General features: G+C 65.2%; 18 protein-coding genes and 1 tRNA gene. 4 read left to right on the top strand and 15 right to left on the bottom strand.

Going from position 1 to position 19,078, the window contains the following annotated elements:
• Positions 1-26: 26 nt before the first annotated feature.
• From BLS91_RS16485 to BLS91_RS16460, 6 genes are all read right to left on the bottom strand, one after another.
• A complete protein-coding gene (locus tag BLS91_RS16485; RefSeq protein ID WP_092341849.1) occupies positions 27-347 on the bottom strand; it encodes a hypothetical protein in 321 nt (106 codons plus the stop codon).
• Between the two features lie 290 nt (positions 348-637).
• The gene (groL, locus tag BLS91_RS16480) at positions 638-2,266 is read right to left on the bottom strand and encodes a chaperonin GroEL (protein WP_092341848.1); all 1,629 of its coding nucleotides are present in this window, start codon (positions 2,264-2,266) and stop codon (positions 638-640) included.
• A 141-nt stretch (positions 2,267-2,407) separates the two neighbouring features.
• A complete protein-coding gene (locus BLS91_RS16475; protein ID WP_092341847.1) occupies positions 2,408-3,463 on the bottom strand; it encodes a DUF3048 domain-containing protein in 1,056 nt (351 codons plus the stop codon).
• A 71-nt stretch (positions 3,464-3,534) separates the two neighbouring features.
• Positions 3,535-3,738, bottom strand: coding sequence for a cold-shock protein (locus tag BLS91_RS16470; protein ID WP_035834941.1), 204 nt, complete (start codon positions 3,736-3,738; stop codon positions 3,535-3,537).
• 282 nt (positions 3,739-4,020) lie between these two features.
• A complete protein-coding gene (locus BLS91_RS16465; RefSeq protein WP_092341846.1) occupies positions 4,021-4,584 on the bottom strand; it encodes a LytR C-terminal domain-containing protein in 564 nt (187 codons plus the stop codon).
• An 82-nt stretch (positions 4,585-4,666) separates the two neighbouring features.
• Entirely contained in the window at positions 4,667-4,984 is a 318-nt protein-coding gene (locus BLS91_RS16460; RefSeq protein ID WP_092341845.1) for a DUF3263 domain-containing protein, read from the bottom strand.
• A 228-nt stretch (positions 4,985-5,212) separates the two neighbouring features.
• Between BLS91_RS16460 and msrB the strand changes: the two genes are divergently transcribed.
• A complete protein-coding gene (msrB, locus tag BLS91_RS16455) occupies positions 5,213-5,614 on the top strand; it encodes a peptide-methionine (R)-S-oxide reductase MsrB (protein WP_092341844.1) in 402 nt (133 codons plus the stop codon).
• A 4-nt stretch (positions 5,615-5,618) separates the two neighbouring features.
• Positions 5,619-6,191, top strand: coding sequence for a nitroreductase family protein (locus BLS91_RS16450; protein ID WP_092341843.1), 573 nt, complete (start codon positions 5,619-5,621; stop codon positions 6,189-6,191).
• Position 6,192: 1 nt separating this feature from the next.
• Here the strand turns inward: BLS91_RS16450 and BLS91_RS16445 are convergent, their stop codons facing one another.
• The 5 genes from BLS91_RS16445 to BLS91_RS16425 form a co-directional block, all read right to left on the bottom strand.
• A complete protein-coding gene (locus tag BLS91_RS16445; RefSeq protein WP_159433882.1) occupies positions 6,193-6,897 on the bottom strand; it encodes a type 1 glutamine amidotransferase in 705 nt (234 codons plus the stop codon).
• 2 nt (positions 6,898-6,899) lie between these two features.
• Positions 6,900-7,940: a DMT family transporter gene (locus BLS91_RS16440; protein ID WP_241983106.1), complete on the bottom strand. Its 1,041-nt coding sequence runs from the start codon at positions 7,938-7,940 to the stop codon at positions 6,900-6,902.
• Positions 7,941-8,061: 121 nt separating this feature from the next.
• Positions 8,062-9,657, bottom strand: a complete 1,596-nt coding sequence (locus tag BLS91_RS16435) for an ABC-F family ATP-binding cassette domain-containing protein (protein WP_092341840.1) — start codon at positions 9,655-9,657, stop codon at positions 8,062-8,064.
• 154 nt (positions 9,658-9,811) lie between these two features.
• A tRNA-Thr gene (locus BLS91_RS16430) sits at positions 9,812-9,887 on the bottom strand.
• Between the two features lie 92 nt (positions 9,888-9,979).
• Positions 9,980-10,894, bottom strand: a complete 915-nt coding sequence (locus BLS91_RS16425; protein ID WP_092341839.1) for a DsbA family protein — start codon at positions 10,892-10,894, stop codon at positions 9,980-9,982.
• A 210-nt stretch (positions 10,895-11,104) separates the two neighbouring features.
• Between BLS91_RS16425 and BLS91_RS16420 the strand changes: the two genes are divergently transcribed.
• A complete protein-coding gene (locus tag BLS91_RS16420; protein ID WP_092341838.1) occupies positions 11,105-12,202 on the top strand; it encodes an ABC transporter ATP-binding protein in 1,098 nt (365 codons plus the stop codon).
• A gap of 53 nt (positions 12,203-12,255) precedes the next feature.
• A complete protein-coding gene (locus BLS91_RS16415) occupies positions 12,256-13,566 on the top strand; it encodes a DUF4032 domain-containing protein (RefSeq protein WP_092341837.1) in 1,311 nt (436 codons plus the stop codon).
• Between the two features lie 276 nt (positions 13,567-13,842).
• Here BLS91_RS16415 and BLS91_RS16410 read toward each other — a convergent pair whose 3' ends face one another.
• From BLS91_RS16410 to ispD, 4 genes are all read right to left on the bottom strand, one after another.
• A complete protein-coding gene (locus tag BLS91_RS16410) occupies positions 13,843-14,829 on the bottom strand; it encodes a type IV toxin-antitoxin system AbiEi family antitoxin domain-containing protein (protein ID WP_092341836.1) in 987 nt (328 codons plus the stop codon).
• 355 nt (positions 14,830-15,184) lie between these two features.
• Positions 15,185-16,339: a 23S rRNA (guanosine(2251)-2'-O)-methyltransferase RlmB gene (gene rlmB, locus BLS91_RS16405; protein WP_092341835.1), complete on the bottom strand. Its 1,155-nt coding sequence runs from the start codon at positions 16,337-16,339 to the stop codon at positions 15,185-15,187.
• On the bottom strand, positions 16,339-17,754 hold the full coding sequence (gene cysS / locus BLS91_RS16400; protein WP_092341834.1) for a cysteine--tRNA ligase: 1,416 nt from the start codon (positions 17,752-17,754) through the stop codon (positions 16,339-16,341). Before cysS ends, rlmB begins: the two co-directional genes overlap by 1 nt.
• Complete coding sequence (gene ispD / locus BLS91_RS16395) at positions 17,751-19,064, bottom strand: 2-C-methyl-D-erythritol 4-phosphate cytidylyltransferase (protein ID WP_092341833.1); 1,314 nt, start codon at positions 19,062-19,064, stop codon at positions 17,751-17,753. The genes cysS and ispD overlap by 4 nt, the downstream gene beginning before the upstream one ends.
• Positions 19,065-19,078: the final 14 nt, after the last annotated feature.

Raw genomic sequence — 19,078 nt, 5'->3', positions numbered from 1 at the left:
AACCGTAGACGGTGAATGACCGGTGGTCATTGCGCGGGGGACACAGCCATCTCGTCTGGGTCGTTCGGCGTCCAGCCGTACCAGCCGTCGGCGATCTTGATTACGGCCCAGTTGGCGCAGGCGAAGACACGATCCACGTACACGTCATCCGGTGACCAGTCTTCGGCGTAGGTCGGTGCCGACTGCCGGTCGGTCTCCGCACACTGCATGGGGTCGAGGTCCGAGTTGGTTGTCACCGCCAGGATGGCCGGACCGCCGCCGGCCGCCTCCTCCCGGATCGTGATTTGGGTCGCATCGGCGGGCAGCCAGTCCGCAGGCTGGTCCCATTCCTCGGTGAGGATCGGCACAGACGCGAATTCGAGCGACTTCTCGCGCTGGACCTATTCGATGATGCTCGAACACCCGGTGAGGGCGAGGGCGGTCAGCGCTGCGGCGGCGAGAACGGGGAGGAGCTGGATCCTTTTCATATCTCCAGCCTGCTGGGTCACTACCGGGCGGTCGTCCGTTCCGAGTCGCTACGCGCTACCTCGCAAGGATGACTCTGTCGGGTGGACCGAACTCATGGCTCGACGCGGAACGCACAAAAAATGGGCGCCTCCCGAAGAAGACGCCCACTTTCGTGTACTGCTGGCGGGACTTAGAAGTCCATGCCACCCGAGGGGTCGCCGGCCGGAGCCGAGTTCTTCTCGGGCTTGTCGGCGACGACGGCCTCGGTGGTGAGGAACAGTCCGGCGATCGACGATGCGTTCAGCAGCGCGGAGCGGGTGACTTTCACCGGGTCATTGATTCCGGCAGCGATCATGTCGACGTACTCGCCGGTGGCGGCGTTGAGGCCCCATCCGACGGGCAGGTTGCGCACCTTGTCGGCGACAACGCCCGGCTCCATGCCGGCGTTGAGTGCGATCTGCTTGAGCGGGGCGTCGATGGCAACGCGCACGATGTTCGCGCCGGTCGCCTCGTCACCAACGAGGTCAAGGATTGCCTTGCCCTCGAATGCGGTCTTGCCGGCCTGAATCAGTGCAACGCCACCACCGGCAACGATACCCTCTTCGACGGCAGCCTTGGCGTTACGCACTGCATCTTCGATGCGGTGCTTGCGCTCCTTGAGCTCAACCTCCGTTGCGGCTCCAGCCTTGATGACAGCAACGCCGCCAGCAAGCTTGGCGAGGCGCTCCTGGAGCTTCTCGCGGTCGTAGTCGCTGTCGGTGTTCTCGATCTCGGCACGGATCTGCGAGACGCGACCGGCGATGGCTTCGACGTCGCCGGCACCCTCAACGATCGTGGTCTCGTCCTTGGTGATGACGACCTTGCGGGCGCTACCAAGCAGGTCGAGGGTGACGTTCTCAAGCTTGAGGCCGACCTCTTCCGAGATGACCTGTCCACCGGTGAGGATGGCGATGTCCTGCAGCTGAGCCTTGCGACGGTCGCCGAAGCCCGGAGCCTTGACGGCGACGGACTTGAAGATGCCACGGATCTTGTTCACAACGAGCGTGGCCAGTGCCTCCCCATCGACGTCTTCCGCAATGATGAGGAGCTGCTTGCCAGTCTGGATGACCTTGTCCACGATGGGGAGCAGGTCCTTGATGTTGGAGACCTTGGAGTTGACGATCAGGATGTAGGGGTCTTCGAAGACCGCTTCCTGACGGTCGGGGTCGGTGACGAAGTACGCCGACAGGAAGCCCTTGTCGAAGCGCATGCCCTCGGTGAGCTCGAGCTCGGTGCCGAAGGTGTTCGACTCCTCGACGGTGACAACACCTTCCTTGCCGACCTTGTCGATGGCCTCGGCGATGATCGCGCCGATCTCGGTGTCTCCGGCGGAGATGGACGCGGTTGCGGCGATCTCTTCCTTGGTTTCGATTTCCTTGGCGCTGGCGACGAGCTCGGCGATGACAGCGGCCGTAGCCTTCTCGATGCCGCGCTTCAGGCTGATCGGGTCGGCGCCGGCAGCGACGTTGCGCAGGCCTTCGCGAACCAGGGCCTGGGCGAGAACGGTTGCGGTGGTCGTGCCGTCGCCGGCTACGTCATCCGTCTTCTTGGCGACCTCTTTGACGAGCTCCGCACCGATCTTCTCGTACGGGTCGTCGAGCTCGATCTCCTTGGCGATTGACACGCCGTCGTTGGTGATCGTGGGGGCGCCCCACTTCTTCTCCAGAACGACGTTGCGTCCGCGCGGGCCGAGGGTGACCTTGACGGTGTCGGCCAGAATGTTCAGGCCGCGCTCAAGCCCACGACGGGCCTCTTCATTGAATGCAATGATTTTTGCCATATGTGTAACTCGTCCCTCCCGGACGTTCCAAACGATGATGGGGTTAGCACTCAGATGACGAGAGTGCTAAAACGATTCTGGCACTCTGGGGTCGAGAGTGCAAGCGAGCATCGGGGGCGACGCCGGGCTATCTGCAGACCCTCAGGGAACGAGGTCGACCGAGCCGGTGCCGTTGGGTACGAGCTGAAACCAGGTATTGCCCGGTGCCAGCCGAATTGTCACTCCATTGGCATCGACGAGGCGGATCGGCATGCTCTGGGAGTCCTTGCTCCAGGTGGCCGCGATGGTCTTTCCGCCGCTGGAGATCGACGCTTCCCCCGACGCGATCAGCTCGGTCTTGGGGATGCTCTGGTCGACGGTCACATTCACCCGCACCACGACGACGTTCGTTGCCTTCAGTTGCGCGCCTTCCGGAGTCAGATCGGGCGCGCCGTCCTGCGCGCGCAGGTATGCGGCGGCTTCGGCGTTCCAGGTCCAGCTGCGGGCACTGGAATTGGAGAATCGGGTGTTGATCACCGAGATCGGGGTGCCGTCCACGACGGCGGATGCCCCGGCGAGCGCGGGCGCATAGCCGTACTGCTGGGTGGGCGGTGCGACGGTCGCGTTTCGGTTGACGAATTCGGAGGCCGCGAGGATAACGTTGTGCGGGGCCGCTGTAGCCTTGGAACGAGAAAATAGCCCGGTCGTGTCGTAGTCGAAGATGGCACTGATTTGACCGGTCGCGTTCATCGCGTCGACGAATCGTTGCTGCCCGCCCGAAAACGCTACGAGGCCGCCGAACGGCGCAATGATGTCGGGATCCATCGGACGGATCGAGCGCACCGGGCCGACCTGGTCGGGAATGCTGGACTGCCACACGGCGACGTATCGGGTGATACCACCCTCGACCAGCTCTTCGAACACCAGGTCGGTACGGTCGATCGCGACCTGCGGGCGAGCGGCCACGTGGTTGTCGATCTTGGCCGCGAGGGAGGGACGTGCCGACGACCCGACCGCAACGGTCAGGCCGCTGAGCGGGGCGATTTCCGTAGCGGCGGGGGCGACATAGTTCGACGTCCACGCTTCGGCCGTCTGCGTCTTGGTCAGCGTCGCGCTACTGCCGGTGCATCCGCTCAGCAGCAATGCTGGAACGATCAGAGCGAGCAGACCCGCGGTCTTCAGCGGTCGAATTGTGCGGGCTGTCTTTTTCTTGGTCACCGGTAAACACTAACGCCGCCCGTTGCAGCGGGCGGCGTTAGGTGGGGGACAGACCCCGTTTAGGGGGTGGGTCAGGCCGGTCGAACCGATTCAGCCTGGGGGCCTTTCGCTCCGGCACCGACCTCAAAGACGACCTGCTGGCCTTCTTCGAGCACCTTGTACCCGCTCATGTCAATGGCGGAGTAGTGAACGAAGACGTCCTGCCCTCCCCCATCGACAGTGATGAAGCCGAAACCCTTTTCAGCGTTGAACCATTTAACGGTTCCGTTCGCCATGTGTTACTCCTTGCTCAATTTCGACGGCACGGCCCATTGGCTGTTCCGGGCCCTGCCGCAGAGACTGCGTTCATTCTGAACGAGCAGCAAATCCCCGAGAGCAAGTCTTCTGTTGCAAGTTACCTACTGGTGCAAGTTACCTTGGGCGAGCGTTCTTGATCCGGGCGGGTATTGCCCGAACAAAATGTTTGACCAAAACCAGATAATACTGAAGTGGCCGCAGAAGAAAAGGGGCTTGACGAATCAGGTAATGCCCAGTACGTCGGCAGTTTCGAGTTAAGATCAGCCCGCAGGAATGACGTAGTCGTTGCCGACGACGACGGTCAGGCTGGCACCTGTGTCAACAAAATTGGACGAAACGACGATCGTCGAGCCGGGCAGTGAGGCTGCGATGCCGCGGGCGGCGCCTTCCAGGCTGGCATCGGCATAGTAGATGACGGTGGTCGGTTCGGTGTCTGTGCTCGCGTTGCCGGTGCCACTGACTACCCAGCCGGCGGCGGTGAGCGTGTCGCTGACGGATGCTGCGACACCGTTCGCCGCGGAGCCGTTCAGCACATTCACGGTCAGCGCCGGGTCGACGGTGGCTTCAGCCGTTGGAATGACGGTCTCGGTGGGGATCGGAGTCGAGCTGGCCGAGGACAGACCCGGGATATTGGAGAAGTCGAGGCGATTGTTGATCGCGAAGATTCCGACCACGCCAACCGCGATCAACAGCACGGTGGCGCCGAGCGCCCACCAGAACCCGATCCAGCCGCGGCCCTTCTTACCGGGAGCACGGTGAGCACCCACCCGGTCGAGGGCATGCGTGTGGGTGTCGAAACGGTCTTTCGCAAATTTTCGCGCCATGGTGATTGAATCCTTGGTTGGCCAGCCAGGCCGGAATCGAGCGATGTGTAACGGCCCGGTTCTGGCGGAAAGCGGTCAGGTACTAGTCGTGGGTGGGCAGCGAACGACTGGCGCGCGCCTCGGATCGTGCGGAACGCATCCGCTGCAGTCGGTTCACGAGCATCGGGTCGAAGGCCAGCGCCAACGGTGAATCGACCAGTGCCCCCAATAGCTGATAGTACCGGGCGGCCGAGAGGCCGAATGTGGCGCGGATGGCCTCTTCTTTGGCGCCGACGTGCCGCCACCATTGCCGTTCAAAGGCGAGCACGGCTTCGTCGCGCTCGCTGAGCTGGGTCGAAATCGGGGCGCTGCCGGCGGGCAGAGTGGTGCGTTGCGCGGGGGCCGGTGTGCTCTCACTCATTGATCTATCTCTCCCCCGGGGCAGTTTCGACGGGTTATCCGACGGGCTCATCCTATTTGCGGGCGGCTGGATGTTGCCTCCGGCACGCCCGGAACGGCCCAGTCCAACGACCGGTCGCCGTGCAAACGCTGCGAAACCTATCGGCCAGGAATGCGCGTTTCGCTGCACGAGTTTAGGCTGGGTAGAGGTTGTCCGGGTGCGGACGGCCAGATCGAAGGGACATCCACCATGGACTACACAATCAAGAAGTCAAACGACGAGTGGCGCTCCGAGCTGGGCCCGGAGAAGTTCAAGGTTTTGCGTGAAGCCGGAACCGAACGCCCCGGAACCGGCGAACTGCTCGACGAAGAGCGCTCCGGCACCTACACCTGCGGTGCGTGTAACACCGAGCTGTTCAAGAGCGGCACCAAGTTTGACTCCGGCTGCGGCTGGCCAAGCTTCTACGAGTCGGTACGGCCCGAAGCGGTCGAATTGCTCGAAGACCGTTCCCTGGGCAGCGTGCGCACCGAGGTGCGCTGCGCGAACTGCGGCTCACACCTGGGACACGTTTTTCCCGACGGATTCGGCACGCCGACCGGCGACCGGTACTGCATGAACTCGATCTCGCTCAACTTCACGCCCGCTGAGTAGAGCGGTGCTGTCGACAACAGATGCTGCCACCTCGGTTGTCTTTCGGGCCGTCAATCATCGGCGCAGCTACTCAAAAGTGAGCGCCTTGGCACCGACCCGAGCCGAGCTGCTGCCCCTCGTTGCCGCGGCGGCGCGGGTGGCCGATCACGGCGCGCTGCGTCCGTGGCGGCTGTTGGAGCTGCGCGGCGACGCCCGCGAGCGGTTGGGGGCGGCGTTTGTGGCGGCATCCGCTTGTGAGGGTAGTGATGCGCTCAAGCTGGCGGCTAAGCCGCTGCGGGCGCCCCTGTTGATCGCGGTCGTCGCGTCGCGTCGGGCCAGTTTCAAGGTGACCGACTGGGAACAGGATGCTGCTGCGGCGGGGGTCGCGCACCTGCTGTCGCTGCTTCTCGATGACGCGGGGTGGTGCGCGATGTGGCGCACCGGCCCACTCGTGCGCACCGGCCCGGTGCGGGTCTTGCACGGCCTCGGCGACAACGAGGAGCTGCTCGGCTGGCTCTATGTCGGCGGCATTCCTGAGGATTCGAAGCCGGGCGTGCGGCTGTCGATCGACCCCGAGGAGTTTCTCGGGGTTCTGTGAGTCAGACCAGGCCTATCCATCGATCGGCGACTTCTGACCAGACCCGCCGAAGGTCGTCTTCGTTCTCGCGCATGGGGTCGATGACGTGTTCCGGCAGGTAGCCGGCGGCACGCAAATCGTCGCTGTCACTTTCAGCCCATGCTTCGGCGGTCGCCGCCGAAGCCTCCAGGTGGAATTGTAGCCCCCAGGCCGCGGGGCCGACACGAAAAGCCTGGTTGGGGCAGCGATCGCTGGTGCATAGCGACACGGAGTTCGCCGGCAGGTCGTGTACTTCGAGCGAATGCCACTGCAGCGCCCGGAGCGGCGACGGCAGGTCATGAAGCAAGGAATCCGCGGCGGCACTGTCGGTCAGCTCGAGACCGCTGAGGCCGATCTCGGCGCCGCGCCGCGCCCGTCCGACCGTTCCACCGGCTACGACGGCGAGCATCTGGGCTCCCAGGCAGATCCCGAGGAGCGGGACCTCGCTCTGGAGACAGTCGGCGATGAGTTCACGAACCCGGGGCAGCCAGGCTGCTCGTTCGTCGTCCGTCGGCCCGGTCGTTCCGCCGAGTACGACGACACCATCGAAGCCGTCGGCACGACCGGGGATCGGGGCCCCGGCATCCGGGCCGACCCGAACCAGGTCGATGCCGGCCGCGAGGATTCGCTCCCCGACCAGCCCCACACCAGCATTAGCCTCGTGTTCGACCACTAAAATTCGTTTCACAGTCACAGCCGTTCGCTTGGTTCGTCAGAATGGCCCGGTGTTCGCGCCGTGCCCCGTGCGTGGCCGGGGCGGTGCCAGCGCACTGCGGCGATAACGACGGCCACCAGGGCGAGAGCCGTGCCGGCAATGGTCGTCAGGCCAAGCGGATGCCCCGCCGACGGCGCCAGCAGATCCAGCGCGAGGGCGCAGAGCAGCTGCCCGGCGACGATGCAGAGACCCAGCATGAGCACCCCGGTGGTACGCACGACGAGCGCGGCCCCGGCGATGAAGATGCAGCCGATCAGTCCGCCGGTATAGAGCCACGGGTTGCTCGGCAGGTCGAGCGCGAAGCCGACCAGCAGGCCGTGCACGAGCGCGGCGAGCACGAGGGCAATGGTGCCACTGAGAAAATTCAGAAAGGTCGCTGTGAGGGCGCTTTGCGCGGTGACCCGCACCTGACCGTTCACGGCTTGCTGCCAGCCCTGCCCGATGCCAGCGATCAGCGGCAGTGCGAGCAACCAGAGCGCGCCGCTGCCGTGCAGTTCGCCGCTCACCGTGAACGCGACAGCCACCAGGGCGAGCCCGGCACCGACGATTTTGGACGCGTGCAGGGTTCGACGCCCACCGGGGCCGATGCCGAAACGGTCCATGAGCACGCCGCTCACGGTCTGGCCGGCCACGACGGCCACCGTGAACAGGGCGATGCCGAGCGGCGCGGCGACGAGGCCCTGGGACAGCACGAACAGGGCACCGGCCAGGCCGCCGAGCAGATGCCACCAGGAGAGGTGCTTCGTTTTCACACCGCGGGCGACCAGTTGCAGGCCGCGGCGCCCGCTACGAAACACGACGAGGCCGAGGCTCAGAATGACCAGGCCAGAGCCGAAGGAGATGACGGCTGCGGTGAATCCGTCGCCGATCTGGTGCCCGAGTTCGCCGTTCACCCGCGATTGCACCGCGTACAGCGCCCCGATCAGCACCGAGAAAACCAGGGCCAGCCAGACCGGCATAGCGGATGCTGGCGCGACCGAGGAATCCGTTCGGGTCTGCGCGCGGGCCTGGGTCACCTGGTAATACTACGAGGTGCCGGGCGCTGAGTTCCGCCGGGCCCACCTTCGGACACCGGGCCCATGATCTATCGTGGGCTCAGTTTCCGGGCCCGGGCCCGGGAAGTGTAGACAGCGCGGGTCAGGCTGCGCGGACCTCGATCTCGCCGGGAGCGGCTCCGTCGCTGCCGAAAACGAGGCGGCGGTTGGCGATCTTGTCCGTGAAGAACCGGTCGTGGCTGGCCACCACAACGGCACCGGGAAAGTGCACGAGCGCGCGTTCCATCACCTGAGTGCTCGACATGTCGAGGTGGTTGGTCGGTTCGTCAAGCAGCAGCACCGACGCTCCGGAGAGCAGGCACTGGGCCATCGCTACTCGCGCGCGCTGCCCGCCGGAGAGGGCACCGATCTTCTGCTTGAGGTCGGCCTCGCTGAACTGGAACATGGTCAGAAAGCGGTTGACGGACTTCTTCGTTGCGGTCAACGCGAGGCTGCCGGGCATGGCATTCACGGCGTGACTGACCGTGTCGCTCGGGTCGAGTTCGTCGAGAATCTGGTTGTAGGAGACTACGCCGGCGCCGCTGGCCCAGGCGACGTCACCCCGGTCGGCCGTCTCTTCGCCGGTGAGCACGCGCAGCAGGGTGGTTTTGCCGCTGCCGTTGCTGCCGAGCACGACGATGCGGTTACCGCGACGCACTTCGAAGCTGAGGTTCTCGAACAACACTTTGTCGCCATAGCTCTTGGCGAGACCGTCGACCCGGCAGAGCACGTCCTTGACGTGCAGGTTGCCGTAGATCTCAGTGATGATCTGGTCGACCGGGCGCGGCGTGCGCGACTTCTTGATGTGGGCGAGCTGGTTGCCGAGCTGACGGCTCTCGGCTTTGGCTGCTTCGCGCCGGTCCGCGATTCCCTCGGCTTCAAAAGCGAGCAGCTCGGATTCGTGCACGAACTGGGCCTCGAGGGTCTTCAGCCGAAACTGCTTCTGCACAATGTACTCGCCGAAGTTGCCTGGATACTCGTGCAGGTGATAGTTCTCGACCTCGATGATGCGGGTGACGACGGCGTCCAGAAATTTGCGGTCGTGCGAGACCACGATCGCGGCACCCTTGAAGCTCTTGAACCAGGCCTCGAGCCACTCCACGCCGGCCACGTCGAGGTAGTTGGTGGGCTCGTCGAGAAGCAGCACGTCGGGCGCCTCGAGCACGATCTTGGCCAGGGCCGCCCGGTTGCGCCAGCCGCCGGAGAGCTCGTCGATCGAGCAGACGCGGTGCGCCTCGTCGAATCCGAGGGTGGTCAGGGCGGTGTCGATGTGGCGCTTGTAGTCCCAGCCGTCCAGGCGGTCCATCTCTTCGAAAAGTTCGCCCTGGCGGGTGATCAGCCGGTCGAGGTCATAGCTGGCCGAGGAGTCCAGGGCGATTGCCGCGTCGATGGAGGCGAGTTCAGCCTCGACCGCCTTCACCGCCACAAACAATTCGTCGAGCACCTCGGTGATGGTCTGCGCGCCGTTGAGTTCGGAGAACTGCGAGAAGTAACCGACCTTGATGCCGTCCTCGAGCGTCACCTCGCCGGTATCGGGCGAGACCTGGTCGAGAATCAGCTTGAGAATGGTGGATTTGCCGGAGCCGTTCTTGCCGATCAGGCCGACCCGGTCACCGGGTTCGAGGCGAAAGAACGCTTCGCGCAGAATCTGCGTGTTCTCAAAGCGGATGCTGACGTCGTTCAGCCGGATCAGGCTCATGCGTATTTCCTTTCGGGGCGCGGGTGCGCGGGGGCGGGCATCCGCTCTTAAAACCCCAGCCATCAGTGTACGTGGAGGCCGTGTGCGGCCCTGGGGAGAGAGCGTCGAACCGGCAGACAAAAACCCCTACTTCCCAGTTGGGAGTAGGGGTTTGTGGGGCCGGCCACGGGACTTGAACCCGTAACCCCCACTTTACAAGAGTGGTGCGCTACCAATTGCGCCAGGCCGGCATGAGGCCAAAGCCTCGAAAGACCATCCTAAATGATTTCGGGGCCGCCACGAGCAACAGCCAAGCCGATGCGCGTGGGGCATCCGCTGGTAACTACCCGCCGGGTGTCGGTTCGGGCGTCGGCGTCGAGGTGGAGTACGTCTCACCGAGGGCCACCTGCACGAAGGACGCGAACTCCTTCGGGTCTTCGATCGACCCGGTGTACGGCTTGCCATTGACGAGCACGGTGGGGGCGCTCGTGATCGCCTTGATCGAGGAATTGGGTATGGGGCCGTCGAGCGCGCGATTGGTTGCCGCCTTGACCCACGATTCATAGGTGCCGTCATCGATGCAGGAGTTGATGTTGGAGACCGCCGTGCTCACGCCGGAATCCTTCACGACGGCCTTGATCTCGTCGTTGCTGCGGCCGGGCGACGTCTCTTCCGGCTGGTCAACGAACAGGGCCGAGCTGAAGGCGAAGAAATCATCTGGCGAGTAGTTGGCGACGCAGGCTGCAGCGTTCGCCGCCCGCAGGGAGTACTTGGTGCCGGCGGACTTGCTCGTGAGAATGGCCACCGGGTGAATTTCAACGGTCGCAGCTCCAGAATCGACCCAGTTGGCGATCTGTTCGTTGTTGGCGTCTTCGAAGTCGCCACAGAGCGGGCAGAGGTAGTCGACATAGATGCGAATGTTGGCGACGGCGCCGGAGGTATCCGGTTCGGATGCCCGCAGGTTCGCGTCGGGCTGCAGCGCGGGCGTCAGCGCGGTGACCATGCCCTCGCCGATAAGAGCGCCGTCACTGGCCATATTTTTCGGGCCCGGACCTGACGGTTTAATCGAATTCACGATGATGACGGAGACTAAAACCACGATGGCAACGGCGGCGATAGCGATGCCGCCCTGCAAGAACAGTTTGTTGCGGCGGTCCTTCTTCTTTTGGCTGACTCGAAGCTGCTTCGCCTTGACCCGGGCGGCGTCACGCCGCCGGTTTTTTGAGGGACTGCTGTCGCTTGGCCCGCCAATAGTCATAAAAATTCGCTTTCGAGAAGTAGGGGCGCACGTGAAGGCACCTCTGGAATAGTAGATCCCCTGACTGGGAAACGACCAAACGGGGGGCGGACCGGCGCCGGGGCATCCGTCGTGTAATAATGGAAATGTCGCTCTCTTTGGCGCGCGACGCACAAATCCTATTCACAACGGATCGTCCGGCACGTTCCTGCCGGTGAAGGAGTAATAATCATGGCTTCAGTGACCTTTGACAAGGCAACCCGGCTCTACCCTGGTTCCACGAGGCCGGCTGTTGACCAGCTCGACCTGCAGGTCGCCGATGGCGAATTCCTGGTTTTGGTCGGCCCGTCCGGCTGCGGCAAGTCCACTTCACTGCGAATGCTCGCCGGCCTCGAAGAGGTCAACGATGGCAACATTCTTATCGGTGACCGCAACGTGACCGATGTCCCGCCAAAAGACCGCGACATCGCCATGGTCTTTCAGAACTACGCGCTGTACCCGCACATGACCGTCGCCGAGAACATGGGCTTCGCGCTCAAGATCGCCGGCATCAACAAGGACGAGCGCGCCGCCCGCGTGCTCGAAGCCGCCAAGCTGCTCGACCTCGAGCCCTACCTCAGCCGCAAGCCGAAGGCACTTTCTGGTGGCCAGCGCCAGCGCGTTGCCATGGGCCGCGCGATCGTTCGTCAGCCTCAGGTGTTCCTGATGGACGAGCCGCTCTCCAACCTTGACGCCAAGCTGCGCGTGCAGACGCGTACGCAGATCGCGTCACTGCAGCGCCGCCTCGGAGTCACGACCGTCTACGTGACCCACGACCAGACCGAGGCCCTGACCATGGGTGACCGGATTGCGGTACTGAAGGACGGCATCCTGCAGCAGGTCGGTTCGCCCCGCGACCTGTACGCGAAGCCGCAGAACGTGTTCGTGGCCGGCTTCATCGGCAGCCCCGCGATGAACCTGTTCCTCGCCGACACCGTCGATGGCGGCATCAAGTTCGGCACCGCGACCGTTCCGGTGCAGCGCGAGACGCTCGCCAGCTCGACCGGCAAGAAGGTCACCGTGGGAATTCGCCCGGAGGACATCCAGATGTCGTCCACCGCTGGCGACGGACTGCAGATCGAGGTCGACCTGGTTGAAGAACTCGGCGCCGACGGCTACCTCTACGGCCACTCCACCATCGAGGGCAAGCGCACCGACATCGTCGCTCGCGTCGACGGCCGCTCGCACCCGAACGCCGGCGAGACGGTGTACCTCACGGCTACCCCGAACCACCTGCACGTGTTCGACGCGGAAAGCGGCCTGCGCCTCGGCGGCGCCGTCACCGACTAGTCTCCATGAACGGCGGGAGGGGCTCGCTCCCTCCCGCCGGTTAGGCTCCAACCATGAGCGGTTCCCTCAATATCATCGCGGCCACTGCCGACCCTGCCCTGCTCGACCTGCCGTGGCAGTTGCCCCTCGATGCCTGGCCGAATGAGAACATCGCCTCGCTGCCCAAGGGCATTTCGCGCCACCTCGTGCGCTTCGCCCACCTGAGTGGGCGGGTGGTCGCCATCAAAGAGACCACGAGCGAGATGGCCAAGCGCGAGTACGACATGTTGCGCACCCTGGCCAACCTCGAGATCCCCTGCGTCGAGCCGGTCGCCGTCATCACCAACAGAACGGATGCCGACCTCGACCCGCTGAATTCGGTTTTGGTCACGCGTCACCTCAAGTTCTCACTCCCCTACCGCGCCCTGTATTCGCACGCCCTGCGACCGGATACCGCTACCCGGCTGGTCGACGCCCTCGCCGTGCTGCTCGTGCGGCTGCACATGATCGGGTTCTTCTGGGGCGACGTGTCGCTCTCGAACACCCTGTTTCGCCGCGATGCCGGTGCCTTTGCCGCCTATCTCGTCGATGCCGAAACCGGGCAGTTGTATTCGGGCGGGTTGTCGAACGGCCAGCGCGAAAACGACCTCGAAATTGCTCGGGTGAACATCGCCGGGGAGCTCATGGACCTCGAAGCCGGTGGCCGGGTCGCCGACGAGCTCGACCCGATTCGGGTCAGCAACGGAATCGTCGCCGCCTACCGACTGCTCTGGAAAGAGCTCACCGGCTCGGAGTCATTCTCCAACTCCGAACGCTGGCGCATCACCCAGCGCGTGCAACGCCTGAACGACCTCGGTTTCGACATCGAGGAACTGGCAATCAAGACCGACAGCGCTGGCTCGAGCGTGCGGATTCAGCCGAAGGTCGTCGACGCCGGCCACCACCAGCGCCGGCTGCTGCGCTTGACCGGCCTCGACGCCGAAGAGAACCAGGCCCGCCGCCTGCTGAACGACCTGGATTCGTACCGGGCCGCTTACGGTTCGCCGGCCGCGGACGAGGAGATGGTCGCCCACGAGTGGCTGGTGCGGGTGTTCGAGCCGGTGGTGCGGGCCATTCCCGAGGAGCTGCAGGGCAAGCTCGAGCGGGCGCAGGTGTTTCACCAGCTGCTCGATCACCGTTGGTACATGGCGCAGAACCAGTCCCGGGACATCCCGCTCGCCGAGGCTGTCACGTCCTACGTGCAGGATGTGCTGCGCCACCGCCGGGACGAGGCCACCGTGATGGACCCCGTCACCGAGGCCATCACCCTGCCGATTCGCACGCAGCTCGGCGACGACACGTCTTCTGACCCCGACGATGCCGACGACTGGATGCTCAAGGTCTAGCCTCGCCATCCGGGACGGGGCCCGGGCCCCGTCCCTGGGCCCAGTTTATAAACTGGGCCCCGGGCCACAAGCTGGGCCTACAGAGGTGCAGGCGCGCGCGGTCGGTGCGCACACGGGCATCCACCCCCGCGGGGCCCGGGCCGCAGTCTGTGCGGACGGGGCCCGGGCCCCATCAACGGGCCCGGTTCATGAACCGGTCCACAAGGTGGACCCGAACGCCGTGACGACGAGGACGCGCGATGTCCCGGTTGCGCGCGGGGCGCATCCGCTGCCTGATTACGCGCGCGGAACGTTGTGCTGAATCAGGAATTCGTAGAATAGGCGGGGCGAGTAGGCCGTGTCCCAGTCCCAACGGTCGAAGCTGTTGACTTCTGGGCGCAGGAGATTCTCTCGATTCTTTTCGACGACGACCACCTCGCCGGGGTGGCGGTCGCCCAATATTGCGCCCCGCGTGTATTTGATTTTGCCGTCGAACTCACCGATCTTGCGCACTCTAGGCCAATAGAAGTCGACCCAGTACTCCCGCCCGTGCACTACGAAGCGCACCTGCAGTTCGGGTATCTCGAAGCCCAGCTCGGCCATGCGCACCCGGCTCATCGACTCGCCAGGGTTAGCGGAAAGCAAATTCGAGAAGTCTATGATCCGACGCACCTTCGGGCCTCCGCGTCTCGGATTCACCATCATCAGTTCCGCGTAGAGATCCTCCTTGGCGAGGGCCGCAGCACCGGGGATGCCCATTCGGCGTTCGTTCTCGGCGCGCTCCGCCTCGACGCGCAGGGCGTGGTCCATCATCGTGACGCCGACGAGAAAGCTCGAGGTGGCTGCGACATCGATGAGGGTGCGCGCGAGTGTGGTGGCAGCGCATCCGTCGATCACCACCTGTTCGGGCTCCACCACGCTCCGATGGCTCGTTGTGAACCGGGCGCTACTGCCCCCGGCGGTTTCGTTGTTGATGGCGTGCACGACGTTCGGCCACGGACCGATGATCGGCAGATTGTGCAGCGCTGCCGCCGAGAGGTGCGAGAGGAGGAGCGGCTGCTCGGCCGTGGCCACAGTCGCGCGAACGAATAGTCGATACCGGTCGTCGCTCTCGGCGCCGCGCCACGTGGCGCCCAGAGTGTAGACACCGCGCCGGATGCGCACCAGCTCACCATTCGCAAGCAATGCGCGCACGGCGCGCGTGTTCAGGCCCGCTGCCCAGAGGGACTCGGCGAGAATCAGACCGTCGTTGTGGGCATTGGGGACATCCAGAATGTCAAGCATGATTCAGTGTCACCATTGTCAGGAGGTGGACGCTGGGACAGCGACTGATCTGTGCACAGTGGGGCAAAACATCCGCTGTGGAGGACAAGCACCGGTCGGGACGTTCACGCCATCGCGGTGGTCATCGGGCCCACGTTATGACCACAGGCCCAGTTTATAGACTGGGCCCGTGGACGGGGCCTGGGCCCCGTCCAGTAGGCAGGAGCAACGCGAAAATCGGACCGCACGAACGGACGCGACACAGGCCCCACGCAATCGGACGAGCCCGACCTCTTCGGGCCCACCTTATGTCCATGGGCCCAGTTTATAAACTGGGCCCATGGACGGGGCCTGGGCCCCGACCACGCGGCGGGGACTAGGAGAGCTTGGCAGCCTGCTTGGCCTGCTTGATTTGGGCGCGGAGACGGGCCACCTCGTAGAGGGTGACGCCGATGGCGATTCCGGCATTGAGCGACTCGGTCGCCGCGCTGATCGGAATCGAGACGATCGCGTCGCAGGTGTCGGTGACGAGGCGAGACAGGCCTTTGCCCTCGCTGCCGACGACGATCACGATCGGGCGTTCGGCGAAGCCGATGCCGAGGTCGGGCAGCGACACGTCGCCGCCACCGTCGAGTCCGAGCACGAACACGCCCTGCGCCTTGAGCGCCTTCAGCGTCTGGGTGAGGTTGCTCGCCATGGCGACGGGCGTGCGCGCCGCGGCGCCGGCGCTGGTCTTCCAGGCTGAGGCCGTGACGCCGACCGAGCGACGCTGCGGCACGATGATTCCGTGGCCGCCGAACGCAGCGGTCGAGCGGATGATCGCGCCCAGGTTGCGCGGGTCGGTGATGCCGTCGAGGGCCACGAACAACGGCTTGTGGCCGCGGCTGATCGTGAGTTCGAGCAGCTCCATCGGGTGCGCATACTCATACGCGGGAACCTTGAGGGCGAGGCCCTGGTGCACGGCGTCGCGACCGGCGAGACGGTCGAGTTCGGGGCGCATGACCTCGAGGATGGGGATATTGCGGCTGGTCGCCATGAGCAGAACCTCTTTGACCCGCTCATCTATTTCGATGCGCGCGGCAATGTAGAGGGTCAGCGCCGGGATCTTGGCGCGCAGCGCCTCGAGCACCGAGTTACGACCGGTGACAATCTCGTGCTCGTCGATCTGCTTGGCGCGACGCGTCGAGGATCCGCCACCGCCGGTGTTGCCGGTGCCGCGCTGGGGTGCACCCTGCGAGGCGCCGCGGGCACCACCGCGGGGGGCGCTGCCGCGAGCCGGGGTGCCGCCGCGCGAGCCGCCACGGTTGGCGGAGGCATCCGCTGCGGGGCGCGAGTTGAAGCCACCGGCAGCAGTGAACCGCTCGGCGGCCGCCTTGCGCTTACCGGCGGGGTGGTACGGACGGTCTTCGGCCTTGGGGGTGGGCTTTTTGCCCTCGAGCGCCTGACGGCCCTGGCCGCCGGAGCCGACCTGGGCTCCGCGGCTGCCCTTGCGCACCGATCCAGTGCGCGATTTGCGGTCAAGATTCTTCATCAGTCAAAGCTCCAATGGGCACCCGACGGGGTGTCTTCGATGGTAATTCCGGCGGCGACGAGTTCGTCCCGGATTCGGTCTGCGGCCGCATAGTCGCGGTTTTCGCGGGCGTCGTTGCGGTCGCCGAGCAGTCGCTCGACCAACGCACTCAGGGCCACCATGGCCGGTTCGTCTGTTGCCACGGCCCAGCCGGGCGACAAAGGGTTGATTCCCAGCACTTCGCTCATCGCGAGTACTTCACTGCGAGCGGATGCCGCAGCGTGAAGGTCTTCGGCATCCAGCGCGGCGTTACCGGCGCGCACGGTGTCGTGCAGCACGCCGAGCGCTTGCGGAACGGCGAGGTCGTCGTCCATCGCCGCGGCGAAATCATCGGGCACGACCTCGACGCCAGTGCCGGCGAACCGGGTTCCGGCCAGCCGACGATCGGCGCGGTCGAGAAAACTCTCGACCCGTTCGAGGGCGGCTTCGGCCTCGGCCAGCGAGCCCTCGTTGTAGTCGATGGTGGATCGGTAGTGGGCAGCGCCCAGAAAGTAGCGCACGACGATGGCGCGGGCCTGTTCGAGCAGTTCGGCCGCGAACACCGAGTTGCCGAGCGACTTGCTCATCTTCTGCCCGTTCACGTTGACCAGACCGTTGTGCACCCAGTAGTTCGCGAAGTCGCTGCCGGCCGCGTTCGATTGGGCCAGTTCGTTCTCGTGGTGCGGAAACCGCAGATCCAGTCCGCCGCCGTGAATGTCGAAGTGGTCGCCGAGGTAGCGCGCGGCCATGGCCGAGCACTCGATGTGCCAGCCCGGACGCCCCTGGCCCCACGGCGACGACCAGGCTGCGGAGTCGGGTTCGCCGACCTTGGAGCCCTTCCACAGGGCGAAGTCGCGGGGGTCGCGCTTGGCGCGCGGGGAGGGATCCGCTGCCGCTTCCATATTGCCGGGCGACTGGTGCGTGAGCGCGCCATAGGCCGCCCAGCTGGCACTGTCGAAGTAGACGTCGCCGGACGCGTCGGGGGCAGCATACGCGTGGCCGCGCTCGATCAGGGTGGATATGAGGGTCTGCATCTCGGTGATGCTCGCCGTCGCGCGCGGCTCGTAGGTGGGGGCGAGAATGCCGAGGCGCTGGTAGCCGGCGGTGAACTCGAGTTCGTAGCGGTACGCGAGCGCCCACCACTGCTCGCTCGAGCCCTTCGCGTTGATCAGGATCTTGTCGTCGATGTCGGTGACGTTGCGCACGAAGGTGACATTCATGCCGCGGTAGCTGAGCCAGCGACGCAACTGGTCGTAGACCAAGGCGCTGCGCAGATGACCGATGTGCGGGCTGGACTGAACGGTGGGGCCACACACGTACATCGAGACTTGGCCCGCTTCGAGGGGGACAAAGTCGCGCAAGGCTTGCGCCTTCGAATCGTACAGTTGCATGGTCACGCCTCCCAGTTTAGGTCAGGGGTCTGACCCGGCTCGGGGGCAGCGTAGAGCAGCGCGGTTGCCGTCGCGGCGATACCTTCCCCGCGTCCGGTGAAGCCGAGCGCATCCGTGGTGGTCGCGGCGATATTGACCGGTGCAGAGAGGATGCCGGAGAGCCGCGTTTCGGCGTCGGCCCGACGCGGTGAGAACTTGGGGCGGTTGCCGATGATCTGCACCGAAACGTTGCCGACCCGGTAGCCGGCGGCCGCAACCAGGCGCACGGTTTCCTCGAGAAAAACGTGGCCGTGGGCACCGCTGAAGCGCGGATCGGCCGTGCCGAATACGCTGCCAATGTCGCCGAGTCCGGCGGCTCCAAGAAGGGCATCGCAGATGGCGTGGGCCGCGACATCGCCGTCGCTGTGTCCGCTGAGTCCGCTCTCCCCCGGCCAATATAATCCGGCCAGCCAGAGTTCCGTCGTGTCGTCGGCCGCGAAGGCGTGCACATCGAGGCCGGTGCCGATGCGCGGAAGCAGTGTGGGCTGCGGGGCGGCAGCCTGCAGAATCAGATCGGCGCGCTCGAGGTCTTCGGGCGTCGTGATCTTGAAGGCCAGCGGATGCCCACCGATCACGCTCACCGGATTCCCGGCGTCGGCCACGAGCGCTGCGTCGTCGGTGAGCGCTTCGAACCGGCCGTTCTGCACGGCCCAGGCGCGGGCGGCCTCGAGCATGGCGCGGGGAAACCCTTGCGGGGTCTGCACTGCGGAGAGTTCCGACCGATCGACGGTTCCAAGAATGGCACCGGATTCGGCGACACGCTTGATGGTGTCGACCACGGGCAGGCCCGGAATGACGCCGTGCCCGGTGGCGCGCACAGCGGCGACGACCCCGTCGCACAGTGCGGCAGGGGTGAGTGCGCGGGCGGCGTCGTGTACGAGCACCACGTCGACGCTCGGCAGCAGGGCGTTCATGCCCTGGTCCACGGAGTCCTGACGGGTGCGTCCCCCGGCGACCAAGGTCACGAACCCGGTGGGCGCCTCGTGGCGGGCGGCGGCGCGGACGGCGATGGCGCGGGCATCCGCTACCCGATCGACGGGGGCGACCACGATGATCTGCACCGGCTCTTTCATGCCGAAAATGGAATCTAAGGCATGGTCGAGCAGCGGGCGCATATGCAGCAGCACGAATGCTTTGGGTTCGGCGTGGCCGAGGCGGGTTCCGCTGCCGGCAGCGACCACAATGACCGCGACCGTGGGCGTCGCGGCGACAGCGGAGGCGGGTTCGGGTCGAGCGCCGCGGAGGGGCTCTGCCGGCGAATCGGTGGAAACAGTCATATCTGGAGGGTATC

It is taken from the genome of Cryobacterium flavum (genome assembly GCF_900103805.1).
GTDB classification, from domain to species: domain Bacteria; phylum Actinomycetota; class Actinomycetes; order Actinomycetales; family Microbacteriaceae; genus Cryobacterium; species Cryobacterium flavum.
Note: the sequence above shows the minus strand (reverse complement) of the source record. Positions and strands in the feature narration are given on the sequence as shown.

Bases quoted from the DNA above. Each gene is read 5' to 3' on its own strand.
- BLS91_RS16425 (WP_092341839.1), bottom strand. From the start codon at position 10,894: ATGACTATTGGCGGGCCAAGCGACAGCAGTCCCTCAAAAAACCGGCGG.
- BLS91_RS16460 (WP_092341845.1), bottom strand. From the start codon at position 4,984: ATGAGTGAGAGCACACCGGCCCCCGCGCAACGCACCACTCTGCCCGCC.
- BLS91_RS16420 (WP_092341838.1), top strand. From the start codon at position 11,105: ATGGCTTCAGTGACCTTTGACAAGGCAACCCGGCTCTACCCTGGTTCC.
- BLS91_RS16435 (WP_092341840.1), bottom strand. From the start codon at position 9,657: ATGAGCCTGATCCGGCTGAACGACGTCAGCATCCGCTTTGAGAACACG.
- BLS91_RS16410 (WP_092341836.1), bottom strand. From the start codon at position 14,829: ATGCTTGACATTCTGGATGTCCCCAATGCCCACAACGACGGTCTGATT.
- BLS91_RS16465 (WP_092341846.1), bottom strand. From the start codon at position 4,584: ATGGCGCGAAAATTTGCGAAAGACCGTTTCGACACCCACACGCATGCC.
- rlmB (WP_092341835.1), bottom strand. From the start codon at position 16,339: ATGAAGAATCTTGACCGCAAATCGCGCACTGGATCGGTGCGCAAGGGC.
- BLS91_RS16415 (WP_092341837.1), top strand. From the start codon at position 12,256: ATGAGCGGTTCCCTCAATATCATCGCGGCCACTGCCGACCCTGCCCTG.
- BLS91_RS16470 (WP_035834941.1), bottom strand. From the start codon at position 3,738: ATGGCGAACGGAACCGTTAAATGGTTCAACGCTGAAAAGGGTTTCGGC.
- msrB (WP_092341844.1), top strand. From the start codon at position 5,213: ATGGACTACACAATCAAGAAGTCAAACGACGAGTGGCGCTCCGAGCTG.
- ispD (WP_092341833.1), bottom strand. From the start codon at position 19,064: ATGACTGTTTCCACCGATTCGCCGGCAGAGCCCCTCCGCGGCGCTCGA.
- groL (WP_092341848.1), bottom strand. From the start codon at position 2,266: ATGGCAAAAATCATTGCATTCAATGAAGAGGCCCGTCGTGGGCTTGAG.